This window comes from Bacillus sp. EB106-07-01-XG149, from assembly GCF_058791555.1.
In genome coordinates this window covers 586647-602513 of the sequence record NZ_JBYTDP010000002.1, presented here as the reverse complement: position 1 = coordinate 602513, position 15867 = coordinate 586647, and the positions used below count along the sequence as shown (strand labels likewise).

The window sequence follows — 15867 nt, the reverse complement described above, 5'->3', positions numbered from 1 at the left end:
GAGGATTCGCCATGAGTAAAATTATCGGTATTGACTTAGGTACAACAAACTCTTGTGTAGCTGTTATGGAAGGTGGAGAACCGAAGGTTATCCCAAATCCAGAAGGAAACCGTACAACACCTTCTGTTGTAGCTTTCAAAAATGAAGAGCGTCAAGTTGGGGAAGTTGCAAAGCGTCAAGCAATTACAAACCCAAATACAATCATGTCTGTTAAACGTCATATGGGTACAGACTACAAAGTAGAAGTTGAAGGTAAAGATTATACACCTCAAGAAATTTCTGCAATCATTTTACAAAACTTAAAAGCTTCTGCTGAAGCATACTTAGGTGAAACAGTAACGAAAGCTGTTATTACAGTACCTGCATACTTCAACGATGCAGAACGTCAAGCAACAAAAGATGCTGGTCGTATCGCTGGTTTAGAAGTTGAGCGTATCATTAACGAACCAACAGCAGCAGCGCTTGCTTACGGTTTAGAAAAACAAGATGAAGAGCAAAAAATCTTAGTATATGACTTAGGTGGCGGTACATTTGACGTATCTATCCTTGAGTTAGCAGATGGAACATTTGAAGTTATTTCAACTGCTGGTGACAACCGTCTTGGTGGAGATGACTTTGACCAAGTTATTATTGACCACTTAGTAGCTGAGTTCAAAAAAGAAAATAACATTGATTTAAGCCAAGATAAAATGGCACTTCAACGTTTGAAAGATGCAGCTGAAAAAGCGAAAAAAGATCTTTCTGGCGTAACACAAACACAAATTTCATTACCATTCATTAGTGCTGGAGCTGCTGGTCCATTACACTTAGAATTAACGTTAACAAGAGCGAAATTCGAAGAGATTTCAGCAGGTCTTGTTGAAAGAACGTTAGAGCCAACTCGTCGTGCATTAAAAGACGCTGGTTTTGCTCCAAGCGAATTAGATAAAGTTATCCTTGTTGGTGGATCTACTCGTATCCCAGCTGTACAAGAAGCTATTAAACGTGAAACTGGTAAAGAACCATATAAAGGTGTAAACCCTGATGAAGTTGTAGCATTAGGTGCTGCAGTTCAAGGTGGCGTACTTACTGGTGATGTAGAAGGCGTACTATTATTAGACGTAACTCCACTTTCTTTAGGTATTGAAACTATGGGTGGTGTGTTCACGAAATTAATCGAGCGTAACACTACAATTCCAACAAGTAAGTCACAAGTATTCTCAACAGCTGCTGATAACCAACCGGCAGTAGACATTCACGTATTACAAGGTGAGCGTCCAATGTCAGCTGACAACAAAACATTAGGTCGTTTCCAATTAACAGACCTTCCACCAGCACCACGTGGTATTCCACAAATCGAAGTAACATTCGATATTGATGCGAACGGTATCGTTAACGTACGTGCAAAAGACTTAGGAACAAGCAAAGAGCAAACTATTACAATCCAATCTTCTTCAGGTCTTTCTGATGAAGAAGTAGATCGTATGGTACAAGAAGCAGAAGCAAATGCTGACGCTGACCAAAAACGTAAGGAAGAAGTTGAACTTCGTAACGAAGCTGACCAACTTGTATTCCAAACGGATAAAGTTGTAAAAGATTTAGAAGGTAAAGTGGATGCGGCTGAAGTTGCAAAAGCAACAGAAGCGAAAGAAGCATTACAAGCTGCGATCGAGAAGAACGAGCTTGAGGAAATCCGTGCGAAAAAAGACGCTTTACAAGAAATCGTACAACAATTAACTGTTAAATTATACGAGCAAGCTCAAGCAGCTGCAGGGCAAGCGGAAGGTGCACAAGGAGCACAAGATGCTGGCGCGAAGAAAGACAATGTAGTAGACGCTGAGTTTGAAGAAGTAAAAGAAGATAAGTAATATAAATAAGTAAGATGACAAAAAGTCAAAGTCAAGCGTGCCTTGACTTTGGCTTTTTTCACGAATGAAAAGAAAAGTGTGAGGTTCTTAAGTTTTTTACTTTGCATACTGTAAGTGAGGAAACTTTGTTGCAAAGCACTTTCTTTCGGTGTTAAAATTACGTTTATGTGAAAGATTCGGGGGTTGTAAATTTATGAGTAAACGAGACTATTATGAGGTCCTTGGACTTAGCCAGGGTGCTTCAAAAGATGAAATAAAAAAAGCGTATCGTCGTTTGGCTAAAAAATATCATCCAGACGTAAGTAAAGAAGAAAATGCAATTGAAAAGTTTAAAGAAGTACAAGAAGCATACGAAGTATTAAGCGACGATCAAAAGCGCGCGCAATATGATCAATTTGGTCATGCTGGTGCAAATCAAGGTTTCGGTGGCTTTGGCGGCGGAGGAGACTTCGGCGGTGGCTTCGGTTTCGAAGATATCTTTAGTTCGTTCTTTGGCGGCGGCGGTGGTAGACGTCGTGATCCAAATGCTCCACGTCAAGGTGCTGACTTACAATATCAAGTTACTTTAGAGTTTGAGGAAGCTATTTTTGGTAAAGAATTAAATGTTGAGATTCCAGTAGAAGATCCATGTGATAATTGTAAAGGTAGCGGAGCGAAACCAGGAACTTCAAAAGAAACATGTAAACATTGTTCAGGATCAGGGCAAGTAAGTGTAGAACAAAATACACCATTTGGTCGTATCGTAAACCGTCAAGCTTGTGGTCATTGTTCAGGAACTGGTCAAATGATTAAAGAAAAATGTACGACATGTCACGGTTCTGGTAAAGTACGTAAACGTAAAAAAATCAACGTTAAGATTCCGGCAGGTATCGATAATGGTCAACAAATTCGTGTATCTGGAAAAGGCGAAGCGGGCGTAAATGGCGGACCGGCAGGAGATTTATATGTTGTTGTTCATGTGAGAAATCATGAATTCTTTGAGCGTGAAGGAGATCACATTATTTGTGAAATGCCATTAACATTTGCGCAAATGGCACTTGGTGCTGAAGTGGAAGTTCCTACTGTACATGGGAAAGTGAAGCTGAAAATTCCAGCAGGAACACAAACAGGAACAGAATTCCGCTTAAAAGGAAAAGGTGCTCCGAACGTACGTGGATACGGTCAAGGAGATCAATATGTAGTCGTTCGTGTTGTTGTACCGACGAAATTAACTTCACATCAAAAAGATTTATTACGTGAATTTGCGGGACAAGAAGAGCAGGATGATAGTTTATTTGGAAAGCTTAAACGTGCTTTCAAAGGGGAATAATGGAAATGAAAAATGGAGTTGGTAAATTGTGAAATGGTCAGAAGTTAGTATTCATACAACAGAAGAAGCAGTAGAAGCTGTCTCTCATATTTTACATGAAGCTGGTGCTAGTGGAGTTGCGATTGAGGATCCAGCGGAGTTGACGAAAGAGCGCGAGCAACAATATGGTGAAATTTATGCATTGAACCCAGATGAATATCCGGTGGAAGGTGTATTAATAAAAGCATATTTCCCACAAACGGATTCTTTACAGGAAACGATTGCGGGTGTAAAATCATCTATTGATATGCTTCCATCTTACGACATCGAAATTGGTACTGGAAATATTACCGTTAACGAAGTCAATGAAGAAGATTGGGCTACTGCTTGGAAAAAATATTACCATCCAGTACAAATTTCTGATACATTCACAATTGTGCCGACGTGGGAAGAATATACACCAGCTTCTCCGGAAGAAAAAATTATTGAATTAGATCCAGGTATGGCGTTTGGGACAGGAACTCATCCGACAACAACGATGTGTATTCGTGCTTTAGAAAAAACAGTTCAGCCAGGTGATACTGTCATTGATGTAGGAACAGGTTCTGGTGTACTTAGTATTGCAGCGGCAAAATTAGGTGCGTCTTCTGTTCAAGCGTATGATTTAGATCCGGTTGCAGTGGAAAGTGCAGAAATGAATGTACGTTTAAATAAAACAGATGATATCGTGTCTGTGGGACAAAATAGTCTTTTAGAAGGTATTGAAGGTCCTGTTGATTTAATCGTAGCTAATTTATTAGCGGAAATTATTCTTTTATTCCCTGAAGATGCAGCAAGAGTTGTGAAGTCGGACGGATTATTTATTACATCGGGCATTATTGCAGCGAAGGAAAAGATAATTTCTGAAGCGCTAGAAAAAGCTGGATTTACAATTGAAGAAGTATTACGAATGGAAGATTGGGTAGCAATTATTGCACGAAATGCGTAATATAGATTTTAGTTTATAATGAAAAGGGGAGTCTCTCACTATAAGGTGAGGGACTTGCCGTTTGTTATATGAAAAAATGATAACGTTTCGTTCTTTTCGTAAGTGTTGACTTACGAAAGGAACGAAACTCTACTAAGGTGATTATATGCAACGTTATTTTGTAGAAGAGAAATATGTAAATGAGACAAGTATTCGCATTGTAGGTGATGACGTACATCATATCGCAAGAGTGATGCGTATGTCAGCTGGTGATCACATTTATTGCTGTGTAAACGGAAAAACAGCAGTATGTTCAATTGATGAAATTACCAGTGAATTTATTAATACGGCTATTGTAGAATGGGTAGAGGCGTCAAGTGAACTTCCTGTTTTCGTGACGATTGCAAGTGGACTGCCGAAAGGAGACAAGCTAGAGTTAATTTTCCAAAAAGGAACTGAGCTTGGGGCGGCCGCATTTTTACCATTTCAAGCATCTCGCTCTATTGTAAAATGGGATGCGAAAAAAGCTGATAAAAAAGTTGAGCGTTTAAGAAAAATTGTGAAAGAAGCTGCGGAACAATCGCATAGAAGCGAAATTCCAGAAGTGCATGCTCCGGCATCATTTAAGCAATTGCTTTCAATGAGTAATGAGTATGATGTATGTCTTGTTGCGTACGAAGAGGAAGCAAAACAAGGTGAGAAATCCAATTTTGCTAAAGCTTTAACGACGATGAAACCAGGCCAAAAACTATTGATTGTATTTGGACCAGAAGGTGGTTTAGCGGAGGAAGAGATTACTGCGCTTCGTGAACATAAATTTGTACCATGTAGTTTAGGACCAAGAATTTTAAGAACAGAAACGGCGCCGTTATACGCGTTAAGTGCTGCTTCGTATCATTTTGAATTGATGGGGTGATGATCAATGTCAACTGTTGCGTTCCATACGTTAGGTTGTAAAGTAAACCACTATGAAACAGAAGCCATTTGGCAATTGTTTAAACAAGGTGGATATGAAAGAACTGAATATGAAAAGAAAGCTGATGTATATGTTATTAATACGTGTACAGTAACGAATACGGGAGATAAGAAAAGCCGTCAAGTTATTAGACGTGCTGTTCGTCAAAATCCGGATGCGGTTATTTGTGTAACGGGATGTTATGCACAAACATCTCCAGCGGAAATTATGGCGATTCCAGGTGTAGATATTGTAGTTGGTACACAGGATCGTGAAAAGATGTTAGGATACATCGAAGAATTCCGCAAAGAGCGTCAACCAATTAATGCTGTCCGCAACATTATGAAAACACGTGTATACGAAGAACTGGATGTACCTTATTTCACGGATCGTACACGTGCATCTTTAAAAATACAAGAAGGTTGTAATAATTTCTGTACATTCTGTATTATTCCTTGGGCACGTGGTTTAATGCGTTCTCGTGATGGGAAAGAAGTTATTAAACAAGCGCAGCAATTAGTAGATGCAGGTTATAAAGAAATCGTATTAACAGGTATTCATACAGGTGGGTACGGTGAAGATATTAAAGATTATAACTTAGCTGGATTACTTCGTGACATGGAAGCGGAAGTAGGCGGATTAAAACGTCTTCGTATTTCTTCTATTGAAGCGAGTCAAATTTCAGATGAAGTAATTGAAGTGTTAGATAAGTCTGAAGTAGTTGTACGTCACTTGCACATTCCATTGCAATCTGGATCTAATACTGTATTAAAGCGTATGCGTCGTAAATATACGATGGAATTTTTCCAAGAGCGTTTAGATCGATTGAAAGAAGCGTTACCAGGCCTTGCAATTACATCGGATGTAATTGTTGGTTTCCCAGGTGAAACAGAAGAAGAATTCATGGAAACATACAATTTCATTAAAGAGAATCGCTTCTCTGAGTTACACGTATTCCCTTACTCAAAGCGTACAGGAACACCTGCAGCACGTATGGAAGATCAAGTTCCTGAAGATGTGAAGAATGATCGTGTTCATCGCTTAATTGAATTATCTAACCAATTAGCGAAAGAGTATGCGTCACAGTTTGAAGGGGAAGTGCTTGAAATCATTCCGGAAGAGCAATTTAAAGAGGGCGACCGTGAAGGGTTATATGTAGGCTATACGGATAACTACTTAAAAATTGTATTTGAAGGATCAGAAGAATTAATTGGTAAGCTAGTGAAAGTGAAAATTACGAAAGCTGGTTATCCATATAACGAAGCACAATTTGTTCGTGTTCTTGAAGATGATGTAAAAAAAGAATCAGCAAGCGCATAAAATGAAACTTTAATCAGTGGGGATTTTGTTCCTCCCCACTAATTATCAGCCGGACTCCCACCTAAGTTCTTTGCTTTTGCTGAATTTTGAGATTGGGGTCTTACTGCCCGGCAAATAGCGGGATAAAAAAAGCATGCAAACGGAAACGATTTGCATGCTTTTTTTTCGTGGAGAAGTTAAGTACTGAAAAGGCAGGTACGTCGAATGAGTAGTTATTTAATATTTTCTTGTATTAAAAAAGATGTAATGATAAAAATATAGTTGTCTTCAGGGGAAAAGGATAATAGCTATCTACATAGCTTTTGAACAGGGAAAGGCATCTATTCTTCTTTTATTCTGCCAAATAGTTGACCTGAAGTGATAAAATGTATTATAATCGTAAAAGACATGCTGAAGAAGGGTTTCTTTTTGCATGCTGAAATTAGTATGTAAGTGTGATGTTTCGGAGGGAGGGAAAGAGAATGTCAAAAACAGTCGTTCGTAAAAACGAGTCTTTGGAGGATGCACTTCGCCGTTTTAAAAGATCGGTTTCTAAAACTGGTACACTTGCTGAAGCAAGAAAGCGCGAGTTTTATGAAAAACCAAGTGTAAAACGTAAGAAGAAATCTGAAGCGGCAAGAAAGCGTAAATTCTAAGAGAGGGTGTAAGTTATGAGTCTTCTCGGTCGTTTAAACGATGATATGAAACAAGCGATGAAGAATAAACAAAAAGAAAAATTAACCGTTATTCGTATGGTTAAGGCTGCTTTACAAAATGAAGGTATTAAACTGCAACATACTCTTACTGAAGAAGAGGAATTAACAGTTTTAGCTCGTGAAGTAAAACAGTATAAGGACTCCCTCCTTGAATTTAAAAAAGCTGGTCGTGAAGACCTTGTTAATAAACTGCAAAGTGAAATTCAGATTTTAAGCGCATATTTGCCGGAGCAATTAACAGAAGAAGAACTAGCGAATGTAATTAAGCAAGTTATTTCTGAAGTTGGTGCGACTTCTAAAGCAGATATGGGTAAGGTGATGACTGCTGTTATGCCGAAAGTAAAAGGTAAAACAGACGGATCACTTGTGAATAAGCTGGTTATCCAGCTATTAGCATAAAAAAACGTCTCATTTCGTATGAGACGTTTTTTTATGCTTTTTTTCAGTTTGGACGTGATATTACAAGCTCTTTTTTCATACATATGGGATGAGAGGGGGTCTTTTGAGATGAAAAAATTAGAACAAATGAAGAATTGGTTAACAAAGCAAATAGACCTGCCAGTGGATGTGCTAATGGATCTACCTCGGATCACGCTTGTTGGGCAAGTGCATATCTATATAGAGAATCATCGGGGTTTATTAGTGTTTTCAGATAAAGAAGTAAGATTGTTATTAAAGCACGGTCAATTATTAATTAAAGGGCAATCCTTTATTATTAAAACAATCCTTCCAGAAGAACTTTTGCTTGAAGGAATAATTGAGCAAGTGACGTTTTTAGAAAACGAAAAAAAAGAGGAGTGAGGGAAACTTCCATATGTGAAGTTTTTCTTCGTTATTTTCGTAATTCGACCTTACTATTCAGTTTATCTCGCTATTTATGGGTGGTAGAACTCTTTATTTCATTTTCGTACGAGCTATTTTGCTAATTAAAGTGAAAAAAGTAGTGTGTATACTTTTGGAAAGGTAGTGGAGATAGTAGATGAAAAATAAATGGTTTATAAAGTGGCTTGGATATGTAAAAGTACGAATTGAAGGTAGAGGTGCGGAACGGTTCGTTAACGAATGTGTACGTAGAAAATTATTAGTTTGGGATGTTAAGAAGATTGCTGATGAAACGTTAGTTTTTTGTATGTTATTACGAGATGTGAAGAAAATAAAACCAATTTATAGAAAAAATGAATGTAAACTATATTTTATTGGGCGTTACGGTTTTCCTTTTTTGAATAAGCGTTTAATTAAAAATAGTGGATTCTTAATTGGTTTTTTAATTTTCTTTTTTGGCATGATTGCATTATCCAATATGGTTTGGAAAATTGAAATTACAGGAGCGAAACCTGAAACAGAATATATATTGATGAAAGAATTGGACAAAATGGGTATTAAAAAAGGGAAATTACAATTCCAAATGCCTAATGTAGAAGATGTACAACGTCATTTGACAGACAATATTAATGCGATTACTTGGGCGGGATTAGAAATAAGAGGAACGACGTACCATTTTAAAATTGTTGAAAAAAACGAGCCGAAAAAAGAAAAGGAACAAAGGCCGCAAAATTTAGTTGCAAAAAAAGAAGCGATTGTGACAAAAACATTTGTTGAAGTAGGAAAACCAGTCGTCTTGAAAAATGACCATGTTGAAAAAGGACAGCTTCTCGTATCAGGGATATACGGTAATGAGGAGAGTCCGACGATTGTTTCGGCGAAAGGTATTGTATATGGAGAAACGTGGTACACATCTGAGGTGAGTGTGCCACTAAAGACGCAATTTCAAGTATATACTGGCAATGCATATAATGAGCATTACCTTACATTTGGGAGTGTGAAAATAAAAATATGGGGATTTCAACATGATAAGTATAAACGCTCTCGTACTGAAAGTGTAAAACACGATGTGAAACTATTTGGTTTTACACTGCCGATCGCGTATGAAAAAGATATTGTACGAGAAGAGGAAGAAGCGAATCGGGAATATACAGAAAAACAGGCAATGAAAGTAGCGAAAGAGATGGCTGAAAAAGAACTAAAGAAAAAATTGGATGAACATGCTATGATTGTAAGTGATAAGATTTTGAGTAAAGAGGTTGAGGCGGATCAACTAAAAGTCACATTGCATTATACTGTGATCGAAAATATTGTAGAGCCACAACCAATATCCGAATCCGATATTCAAGGAGACTGAGTAATGGCAGAACAATTAGTAGAAATGAACCAACAATTGGAAAATGCTAACGAAGCAATCGCTCTTTTTGGAGTCAATGATGCTCATTTGAAAGTAATTGAACGGGAACTGAATGTATCGATTGTAACTAGAGGTGAAACTGTTCATGCATCTGGAGCAGTTGAAACTGTGACACTCGTAGAAAAAATCTTACAGCAATTACTTGTTGTTATTCGAAAAGGTATATCAATTACAGAAAGAGATGTTGCGTATGCAATTCAGCTCGCACAACAAGGGAAAATTGCTCAATTTGAAGAGTTATATGAAGAAGAAATCTTTAAAACGGCAAAAGGTAAATCCATTCGTGTAAAAACAATGGGGCAAAGAAGATATATTCATGCAATGAAGAAGAATGATATTGTATTTGGAATGGGACCTGCTGGGACTGGGAAAACATACTTAGCTGTAGTAATGGCTGTGAGAGCTTTAAAGCAAGGGTATGTAAAGAAAATTATTTTAACGAGACCGGCTGTAGAAGCTGGAGAAAGTTTAGGTTTTTTACCAGGAGATTTGAAAGAGAAGGTAGATCCGTATTTACGTCCATTGTATGATGCTTTGCACGATATTCTTGGACAAGAATATACGCAACGTATGATGGAGCGAGGGGTAATTGAAATTGCACCTCTTGCTTATATGAGGGGGCGTACGCTCGATGATTCATTTGTTATTTTAGATGAAGCGCAAAATACAACGGGTGCACAAATAAAAATGTTTTTAACTAGATTAGGTTTTAGCTCTAAAATGGTTATTACGGGGGACCCTTCACAAGTAGACTTACCAAAAGGGGTAAAATCAGGGCTTTCGCTAGCTTCTAACATTTTATCTGGTGTATCAGGTCTTTCATTCATTACATTAGAACAAACGGACGTTGTGAGGCATCCGCTGGTGCAACGTATTATTGAGGCATATGATAAAATGGAATGATCCTATTTGTCAGGATCATTTCTTTTTGTATTAAGGTTGGCGAACGGCATATTTTTTACTATCATAAAAGATAAGAGAAATAAACTAAAGGTACTGGTGTATCAAAATGTTACTTAAAAGTATCGTTGGCTAGAAGAAATGAAAGCTATAAATAGTTTCACTTTATTTCTGGAGAGGAGAAGGTATTGAAATCATGTTAAGATCTGAAGAAATTTCTAAGTGGTTTCGTAATTTACAACATTCGAAAAAACTAAGTTGGATTTCTTACGTTTTATTAGGAGCAGTGCTGTTTTTTGCACTTATGAATAATGTAAAACCAGAGCAATTAGATGTTGATATGTATTCTATTGCGAAAAAAACAATTCATTCTCCTATTAAAATTGAAGATAAGGTTATAACGGACAGAAAAAAACAAGAGGCCGCTCAAAAAGTTGGGGATCAATATACATATAGAAGTGAATATAAACAAAATAGAGTAGATATTGTAAATGATGTTTTTGCTAAGGTAAATGAAGCAATTCAAGAGATGAAAGCTGCTGGACCTGAAGAGCAAAAAAAGATGACCGATGCAAATAAATTAGAAAAATTGAAGAAGAAGTTGCCATCTAATTTAACAAAGGAATTATCTGATGAGAATTTATTATATTTTATTAATGCAGAACCGGATCAATTAGAATTAGCAAAGAACGCGGCTCTAACGTCTATTAGTGTTATTATGGGTGGAAATATTAAAATGTCCGAAGAAATAGCAGCAAAAGAGCGATTTGTTAATGAAATGAAAAGCCTCAATGTGAATAGCGGATTGAAGGAAGCTGTGAACGCGCTAGGATCATATGCGATTACAGCAAATTATTTTTATGATCCGACTGTAACGAAAGAGAAGAAGAAAGCGGAAGAAGATTTAATTCCACCTGTTTATATTCTTCAAGGACAAGTTATTGTTAGAGAAGGTGAAACAATTTCAAGTGATATGTATAATCAGTTGAAATTAGTCGGTTTATTAGAGAAAGGTAATAGTTTTCAGCCTTATGTTGGATTAGCAGTGCTCATTGGTGTGTTACTGTACTTTATGCATAAGCAGTTTGAAGTATTTTTACAGCGTAAAAGAGAAGATAGACCGTATATTTTAGCGTATATTACAATTTTATCTATCACGATTGTTTTAATGAAAACGATTAGTTTGTTTCAAAAGCTTGAATATGCAGGAATTGCGTATGTTGTCCCGGTTGCGATGGGAACAATACTTGTAAAACTAATGATTGGCGATCGATTTGTATTTTTAACAAGTATGATTTTTTCTGTGTGCGGAAGTATTATGTTTAATGAAGGGGTAACAAGTACACTGAATTATAGTGTTGGTATTTATGTGTTGTTAAGTTCATTATCAGTAAGCATTTTCTTAAGGGAAAAAAATCGTCGTACGATGATTTTGCAAGCTGGTATACTCGTTTCTATCTTAAATGTGGTCGTCTTAGCGGCGTTATTATTATTACGTAATGGGAATTTTTCACCTCTTGAAATTGGAACGCAATTATTGATGGCTTCCGTTTCGGGAATTATCTCATCCGTTTTGGCTATGGGGATATTACCATATTTAGAGAGTGGACTTGGAATTGTATCAAGCATGAAGCTTATGGAACTATCAAGTCCGAATCATCCGCTTTTGCGTAGAATTTTGTTAGAAGCGCCAGGAACGTATCACCACAGTGTAATGGTAGCGAATCTTTCTGAGGCAGCGTGTGAAGCGGTTGGAGCAAATGGTGTATTAGCACGTGTAGGGGCGTATTATCATGATGTAGGAAAAACGGTACAACCGCAATTCTTTATTGAAAACCAGATGGGAATTGAAAATCCACATGATAAATTAGATCCTGTGACGAGTAAAGATATTATCATTGCTCATGTAACAGATGGAGTCAGAATGCTCGAAGAACACCATATTCCGCAAGAAATTATCGATATTGCTGGACAACACCATGGTACAACATTACTTAAATATTTTTATTATAAGGCGATTAAAGAAGATAAAGAAAAATATACAGAAGAGATGTTTCGCTATCCGAGATCAAAAGCAACTTCTAAAGAGTCGGCAATTGTTGGTATTGCTGATAGTGTTGAGGCGGCGGTACGTTCTATGAATCACCCAACGCCAGATCAAATTAATAATTTAGTACAAAGTATTATTAAAGATCGCCTGCAAGATGGGCAATTTAGTGAATGTGATTTGACGTTTAAGGAACTACAAATCGTTGGAAAAACGTTATGTGAAACGTTAAATGGTATTTTCCATTCGCGTATTACATATCCGGAACCACCGGAAGAGAAGGAGAAAGAATGAGTTTATTAATTGATTTCATTGATGAAACAGAAGAAGTGAAAGAAGAATATGTGAATTTAATTCGTGAGATATTAGAAAAAGCAGCTCAAATGGAAAAAATAGAGGATGGTGCGGAGTTATCAGTGACATTTGTAGATAACGAACGCATTCGCGAGATTAATCGTGATTACCGAGATAAGGATCAGCCTACTGATGTCATTTCCTTTGCTATGGAAGAAATGGGAGAAGGAGAAATGGAAATTGTAGGTGCAGAGATGCCTCGTATGTTAGGTGACCTTATTATTTCTATTCCGAGAGCGAAAGAACAAGCTGAAGAGTATGGACATTCTTTTGATCGTGAACTTGGCTTTTTAGCGTTACATGGCTTTTTACATTTACTTGGTTATGACCACATGACAGAAGAGGATGAAAAAGAAATGTTTGGAAGACAAAAAGAAATTTTAGAGGCATTTGGATTAGGTCGATGAAAAAAGGAAAACTTATAAATAGTTTTGGATATGCTATAGCAGGTATATTCTTTTGTCTTCGTCATGAACGAAATATGAAAATTCATTATTTAGCCGCAGTCATTGTTATATGCTGCGGCTTTTATTTCCATATTACGAAGGTAGAGTGGATGGTATTACTTATTGTAATAGGAATTGTAATGAGTTTAGAGATGGTAAATACGGCTGTGGAAAAAACAGTAGATTTAGCGACTACCGATATACATCCGTTTGCGAAAATTGCAAAGGATGTCGCAGCCGGATCGGTTTTATTGTTTGCGATAATAGCCGTTATAATTGGTGCTATTATCTTTTTGCCGTATGTGGTATAGTTGCATTCCAAAGCTTTTATGAAGCTTTGAAAGTGCTGTAAAGGCCTTTAATAAGAGAGTGTATCTATTCACAGCTGTGGACAGGAAGGATGCGGGAATATGAATAGTAAACAATTAATTCAAGAAGCAATCGAAGCGCGTAAACAAGCGTACGTACCATATTCTAAATTTCAAGTAGGTGCAGCATTATTAACACAGGATGGAAAAGTATATCGTGGATGTAATGTTGAAAATGCATCATATGGTTTATGTAACTGTGCAGAAAGAACAGCTTTATTTAAGGCGATTTCTGAAGGAGATAAAGAGTTTGTAGCTATTGCAGTTGTAGCGGATACAAAGCGTCCGGTACCTCCTTGTGGAGCATGCCGACAAGTTATGGTAGAATTATGTAAACAGGATACGAAAGTATACCTATCAAATTTACATGGTGACGTTCAAGAGACTACAGTTGGAGAATTGTTACCAGGAGCATTTTTAGCGGAGGATTTACATGAATAGAAAAGGTTATAAATCAGGTTTTGTCTCTATTATTGGCAGACCGAATGTTGGAAAATCTACATTTTTAAATCGTATTATCGGCCAGAAAATTGCCATTATGAGTGACAAGCCACAAACAACTCGTAATAAAATTCAAGGCGTATATACAGAAAATGATTCACAAGTAATTTTCATTGATACACCAGGAATACATAAACCTAAACATAAATTAGGCGACTTCATGGTGAAGATGGCTCAAACGACATTAAAAGAAGTTGATATTGTTCTGTTTATGGTCAATGCAGTTGAAGGATTTGGTCGTGGTGAGGAATTCATTATTGAGAAATTAAAAGAAACGAAACAACCAGTATTTTTAGTAATTAATAAAATTGACCAACTTCATCCAGAGCAATTATTAGAGTTAATTGATCAATACCGTAAACTATATGAGTTTGCAGAGATTGTACCAATTTCTGCATTAGACGGCAATAATGTGGATGCTTTAATTGGAACAATTAAAAAGTATTTACCAGAAGGACCGCAATACTACCCAGATAATCAAGTAACGGATCATCCAGAGCGATTTATTATTTCAGAGCTTATTCGTGAAAAAGTATTACATTTAACACGTGAAGAAGTGCCGCACTCTGTAGCGGTTGTTATTGATGCAATTCAAAAACGTGAGGGCGGAGCGGTTTATATAAACGCAACGATTGTTGTTGAACGTGCATCACAAAAAGGAATTATTATAGGTAAGCAAGGAAAGATGTTAAAAGAAGTCGGTAAGCGAGCTCGTTTTGACATTGAAGCATTACTTGGTTCTAAAGTATTTTTAGAAGTATGGGTAAAAGTGCAAAAAGATTGGCGTAATAAAATGTCTCAGCTTCGTGACCTTGGTTTCCGCGAAGACGAGTACTAAAATAGAGTAAAGCTGTAATCAGCGGATGTTTTGTTCATCCGCTGATTATTGGTTTTTATGAGTTTTGATAAATTAGGAAAAATTTTTCTCACATGAAAATGGACAAAATGGGTCAATTTAATAACAACAAAGGAAATTGGTTTATAGGCTACGCTTATTGAGAAAGGTGGATTCTTATGCTAGATTTTACCTGGAAGTTTTTCTCCAAAACAGGAAGCATTGAAACGTACTTGCTTTTGAAAGAAATGGAAAAAGACGTAAACGATGAGATGGATCAACATGAAGAGGAGCTAGCGCATCTAGACTCTCCAATTTCTTGACCCGTTTTGTTCAAACCTTGGATGGTGACGAACATGTTTCAAAAAGTTGAGGGCATCGTTATCCGTACGACAGATTACGGAGAAACGAACAAGATTGTTACAATATTCTCAAGAGAATTGGGTAAGGTAAGTGCAATGGCAAGAGGAGCGAAAAAACCGAAAAGCCGGTTAGCATCTGTTTCGCAACTTATGACCCATGGTAATTTTCTTATTCAAATGGGATCTGGACTTGGAACTTTGCAACAAGGCGAGATTATTTCAACTATGAAAGAAATTCGCGAGGATATATTTTTAACTGCTTATGCATCATTTATTGTTGAGTTAACTGATAAAGCAACAGAAGATAAAAAACATAATCCATATTTATTTGAAATGTTATATCAAACGTTGCATTATATGTGTGAGGGTGTTGATTCAGAAGTATTATCATTAATTTATCAAACGAAAATGCTTCCGGTATTAGGGATGCGCCCGTACTTTGATACATGTGCGATTTGTCATCAAGAAACAGATTTTGTCGCCTTCTCTGTCCGGGAAGGCGGTTTTCTGTGCTCGCGTCATGCTGAGCAAGACCAGTATCGTATACCAGTGGGGGAAGCTGTTCATAAATTATTACGTCTTTTCTACCACTTCGATTTACATAGACTTGGCAATGTATCGGTGAAGGATAGCACAAAAAAACAAATGCGTTTAGTATTGAATACATATTATGATGAATATTGTGGGATTTATTTGAAGTCAAGACGTTTCTTAGAACAACTTGATAAGTTTCAAATATAATT

At 36.9% G+C, this 15867-nt stretch carries 17 protein-coding genes; all 17 read left to right on the top strand.

Annotated elements, in window-relative coordinates:
- Positions 1 to 11: 11 nt before the first annotated feature.
- A complete protein-coding gene (dnaK, locus tag AC3WTA_RS09225; RefSeq protein ID WP_000034697.1) occupies positions 12 to 1847 on the top strand; it encodes a chaperone protein DnaK in 1836 nt (611 codons plus the stop codon).
- A gap of 193 nt (positions 1848 to 2040) precedes the next feature.
- Positions 2041 to 3156, top strand: a complete 1116-nt coding sequence (gene dnaJ / locus AC3WTA_RS09220; RefSeq protein ID WP_492332865.1) for a molecular chaperone DnaJ — start codon at positions 2041 to 2043, stop codon at positions 3154 to 3156.
- A 28-nt stretch (positions 3157 to 3184) separates the two neighbouring features.
- A complete protein-coding gene (gene prmA, locus AC3WTA_RS09215) occupies positions 3185 to 4123 on the top strand; it encodes a 50S ribosomal protein L11 methyltransferase (RefSeq protein ID WP_000872125.1) in 939 nt (312 codons plus the stop codon).
- A gap of 145 nt (positions 4124 to 4268) precedes the next feature.
- Positions 4269 to 5018 (top strand): 16S rRNA (uracil(1498)-N(3))-methyltransferase, encoded by a 750-nt coding sequence (locus tag AC3WTA_RS09210; protein WP_001190160.1) that lies wholly within the window; start codon positions 4269 to 4271, stop codon positions 5016 to 5018.
- A 6-nt stretch (positions 5019 to 5024) separates the two neighbouring features.
- Positions 5025 to 6377, top strand: a complete 1353-nt coding sequence (gene mtaB / locus AC3WTA_RS09205) for a tRNA (N(6)-L-threonylcarbamoyladenosine(37)-C(2))-methylthiotransferase MtaB (RefSeq protein WP_000108686.1) — start codon at positions 5025 to 5027, stop codon at positions 6375 to 6377.
- 461 nt (positions 6378 to 6838) lie between these two features.
- Entirely contained in the window at positions 6839 to 7012 is a 174-nt protein-coding gene (gene rpsU / locus AC3WTA_RS09200; RefSeq protein ID WP_000048061.1) for a 30S ribosomal protein S21, read from the top strand.
- Between the two features lie 15 nt (positions 7013 to 7027).
- Entirely contained in the window at positions 7028 to 7471 is a 444-nt protein-coding gene (locus AC3WTA_RS09195) for a GatB/YqeY domain-containing protein (RefSeq protein WP_000054579.1), read from the top strand.
- A 108-nt stretch (positions 7472 to 7579) separates the two neighbouring features.
- The gene (gene yqfC, locus AC3WTA_RS09190; RefSeq protein ID WP_000732264.1) at positions 7580 to 7873 is read left to right on the top strand and encodes a sporulation protein YqfC; all 294 of its coding nucleotides are present in this window, start codon (positions 7580 to 7582) and stop codon (positions 7871 to 7873) included.
- Positions 7874 to 8051: 178 nt separating this feature from the next.
- Positions 8052 to 9251 (top strand): sporulation protein YqfD, encoded by a 1200-nt coding sequence (gene yqfD, locus AC3WTA_RS09185; protein ID WP_492332864.1) that lies wholly within the window; start codon positions 8052 to 8054, stop codon positions 9249 to 9251.
- 3 nt (positions 9252 to 9254) lie between these two features.
- The gene (locus AC3WTA_RS09180) at positions 9255 to 10214 is read left to right on the top strand and encodes a PhoH family protein (RefSeq protein WP_000840500.1); all 960 of its coding nucleotides are present in this window, start codon (positions 9255 to 9257) and stop codon (positions 10212 to 10214) included.
- Between the two features lie 193 nt (positions 10215 to 10407).
- Positions 10408 to 12552 carry an HD family phosphohydrolase gene (locus AC3WTA_RS09175; RefSeq protein WP_000946270.1) on the top strand — a complete coding sequence of 715 codons (2145 nt, stop codon included), beginning with the start codon at positions 10408 to 10410 and terminating at the stop codon, positions 12550 to 12552.
- Entirely contained in the window at positions 12549 to 13019 is a 471-nt protein-coding gene (gene ybeY, locus AC3WTA_RS09170) for an rRNA maturation RNase YbeY (RefSeq protein WP_000054689.1), read from the top strand. Before AC3WTA_RS09175 ends, ybeY begins: the two co-directional genes overlap by 4 nt.
- Positions 13016 to 13369 carry a diacylglycerol kinase family protein gene (locus AC3WTA_RS09165; RefSeq protein WP_000715484.1) on the top strand — a complete coding sequence of 118 codons (354 nt, stop codon included), beginning with the start codon at positions 13016 to 13018 and terminating at the stop codon, positions 13367 to 13369. The genes ybeY and AC3WTA_RS09165 overlap by 4 nt, the downstream gene beginning before the upstream one ends.
- A 99-nt stretch (positions 13370 to 13468) precedes the next feature.
- Positions 13469 to 13867: a cytidine deaminase gene (locus tag AC3WTA_RS09160; protein ID WP_001086293.1), complete on the top strand. Its 399-nt coding sequence runs from the start codon at positions 13469 to 13471 to the stop codon at positions 13865 to 13867.
- On the top strand, positions 13860 to 14765 hold the full coding sequence (gene era, locus AC3WTA_RS09155) for a GTPase Era (protein WP_001080239.1): 906 nt from the start codon (positions 13860 to 13862) through the stop codon (positions 14763 to 14765). The genes AC3WTA_RS09160 and era overlap by 8 nt, the downstream gene beginning before the upstream one ends.
- A gap of 176 nt (positions 14766 to 14941) precedes the next feature.
- Entirely contained in the window at positions 14942 to 15085 is a 144-nt protein-coding gene (locus AC3WTA_RS09150; RefSeq protein ID WP_000883924.1) for a YqzL family protein, read from the top strand.
- Positions 15086 to 15118: 33 nt separating this feature from the next.
- A complete protein-coding gene (gene recO / locus AC3WTA_RS09145; RefSeq protein ID WP_000487012.1) occupies positions 15119 to 15865 on the top strand; it encodes a DNA repair protein RecO in 747 nt (248 codons plus the stop codon).
- The last annotated feature ends 2 nt before the right edge of the window (positions 15866 to 15867 follow it).

Coding starts and splice junctions, on each gene's coding strand:
- dnaK (WP_000034697.1), top strand. CDS start 12: ATGAGTAAAATTATCGGTATTGACTTAGGTACAACAAACTCTTGTGTA.
- dnaJ (WP_492332865.1), top strand. CDS start 2,041: ATGAGTAAACGAGACTATTATGAGGTCCTTGGACTTAGCCAGGGTGCT.
- AC3WTA_RS09210 (WP_001190160.1), top strand. CDS start 4,269: ATGCAACGTTATTTTGTAGAAGAGAAATATGTAAATGAGACAAGTATT.
- mtaB (WP_000108686.1), top strand. CDS start 5,025: ATGTCAACTGTTGCGTTCCATACGTTAGGTTGTAAAGTAAACCACTAT.
- rpsU (WP_000048061.1), top strand. CDS start 6,839: ATGTCAAAAACAGTCGTTCGTAAAAACGAGTCTTTGGAGGATGCACTT.
- AC3WTA_RS09195 (WP_000054579.1), top strand. CDS start 7,028: ATGAGTCTTCTCGGTCGTTTAAACGATGATATGAAACAAGCGATGAAG.
- yqfC (WP_000732264.1), top strand. CDS start 7,580: ATGAAAAAATTAGAACAAATGAAGAATTGGTTAACAAAGCAAATAGAC.
- yqfD (WP_492332864.1), top strand. CDS start 8,052: ATGAAAAATAAATGGTTTATAAAGTGGCTTGGATATGTAAAAGTACGA.
- AC3WTA_RS09180 (WP_000840500.1), top strand. CDS start 9,255: ATGGCAGAACAATTAGTAGAAATGAACCAACAATTGGAAAATGCTAAC.
- AC3WTA_RS09175 (WP_000946270.1), top strand. CDS start 10,408: ATGTTAAGATCTGAAGAAATTTCTAAGTGGTTTCGTAATTTACAACAT.
- ybeY (WP_000054689.1), top strand. CDS start 12,549: ATGAGTTTATTAATTGATTTCATTGATGAAACAGAAGAAGTGAAAGAA.
- AC3WTA_RS09165 (WP_000715484.1), top strand. CDS start 13,016: ATGAAAAAAGGAAAACTTATAAATAGTTTTGGATATGCTATAGCAGGT.
- AC3WTA_RS09160 (WP_001086293.1), top strand. CDS start 13,469: ATGAATAGTAAACAATTAATTCAAGAAGCAATCGAAGCGCGTAAACAA.
- era (WP_001080239.1), top strand. CDS start 13,860: ATGAATAGAAAAGGTTATAAATCAGGTTTTGTCTCTATTATTGGCAGA.
- AC3WTA_RS09150 (WP_000883924.1), top strand. CDS start 14,942: ATGCTAGATTTTACCTGGAAGTTTTTCTCCAAAACAGGAAGCATTGAA.
- recO (WP_000487012.1), top strand. CDS start 15,119: ATGTTTCAAAAAGTTGAGGGCATCGTTATCCGTACGACAGATTACGGA.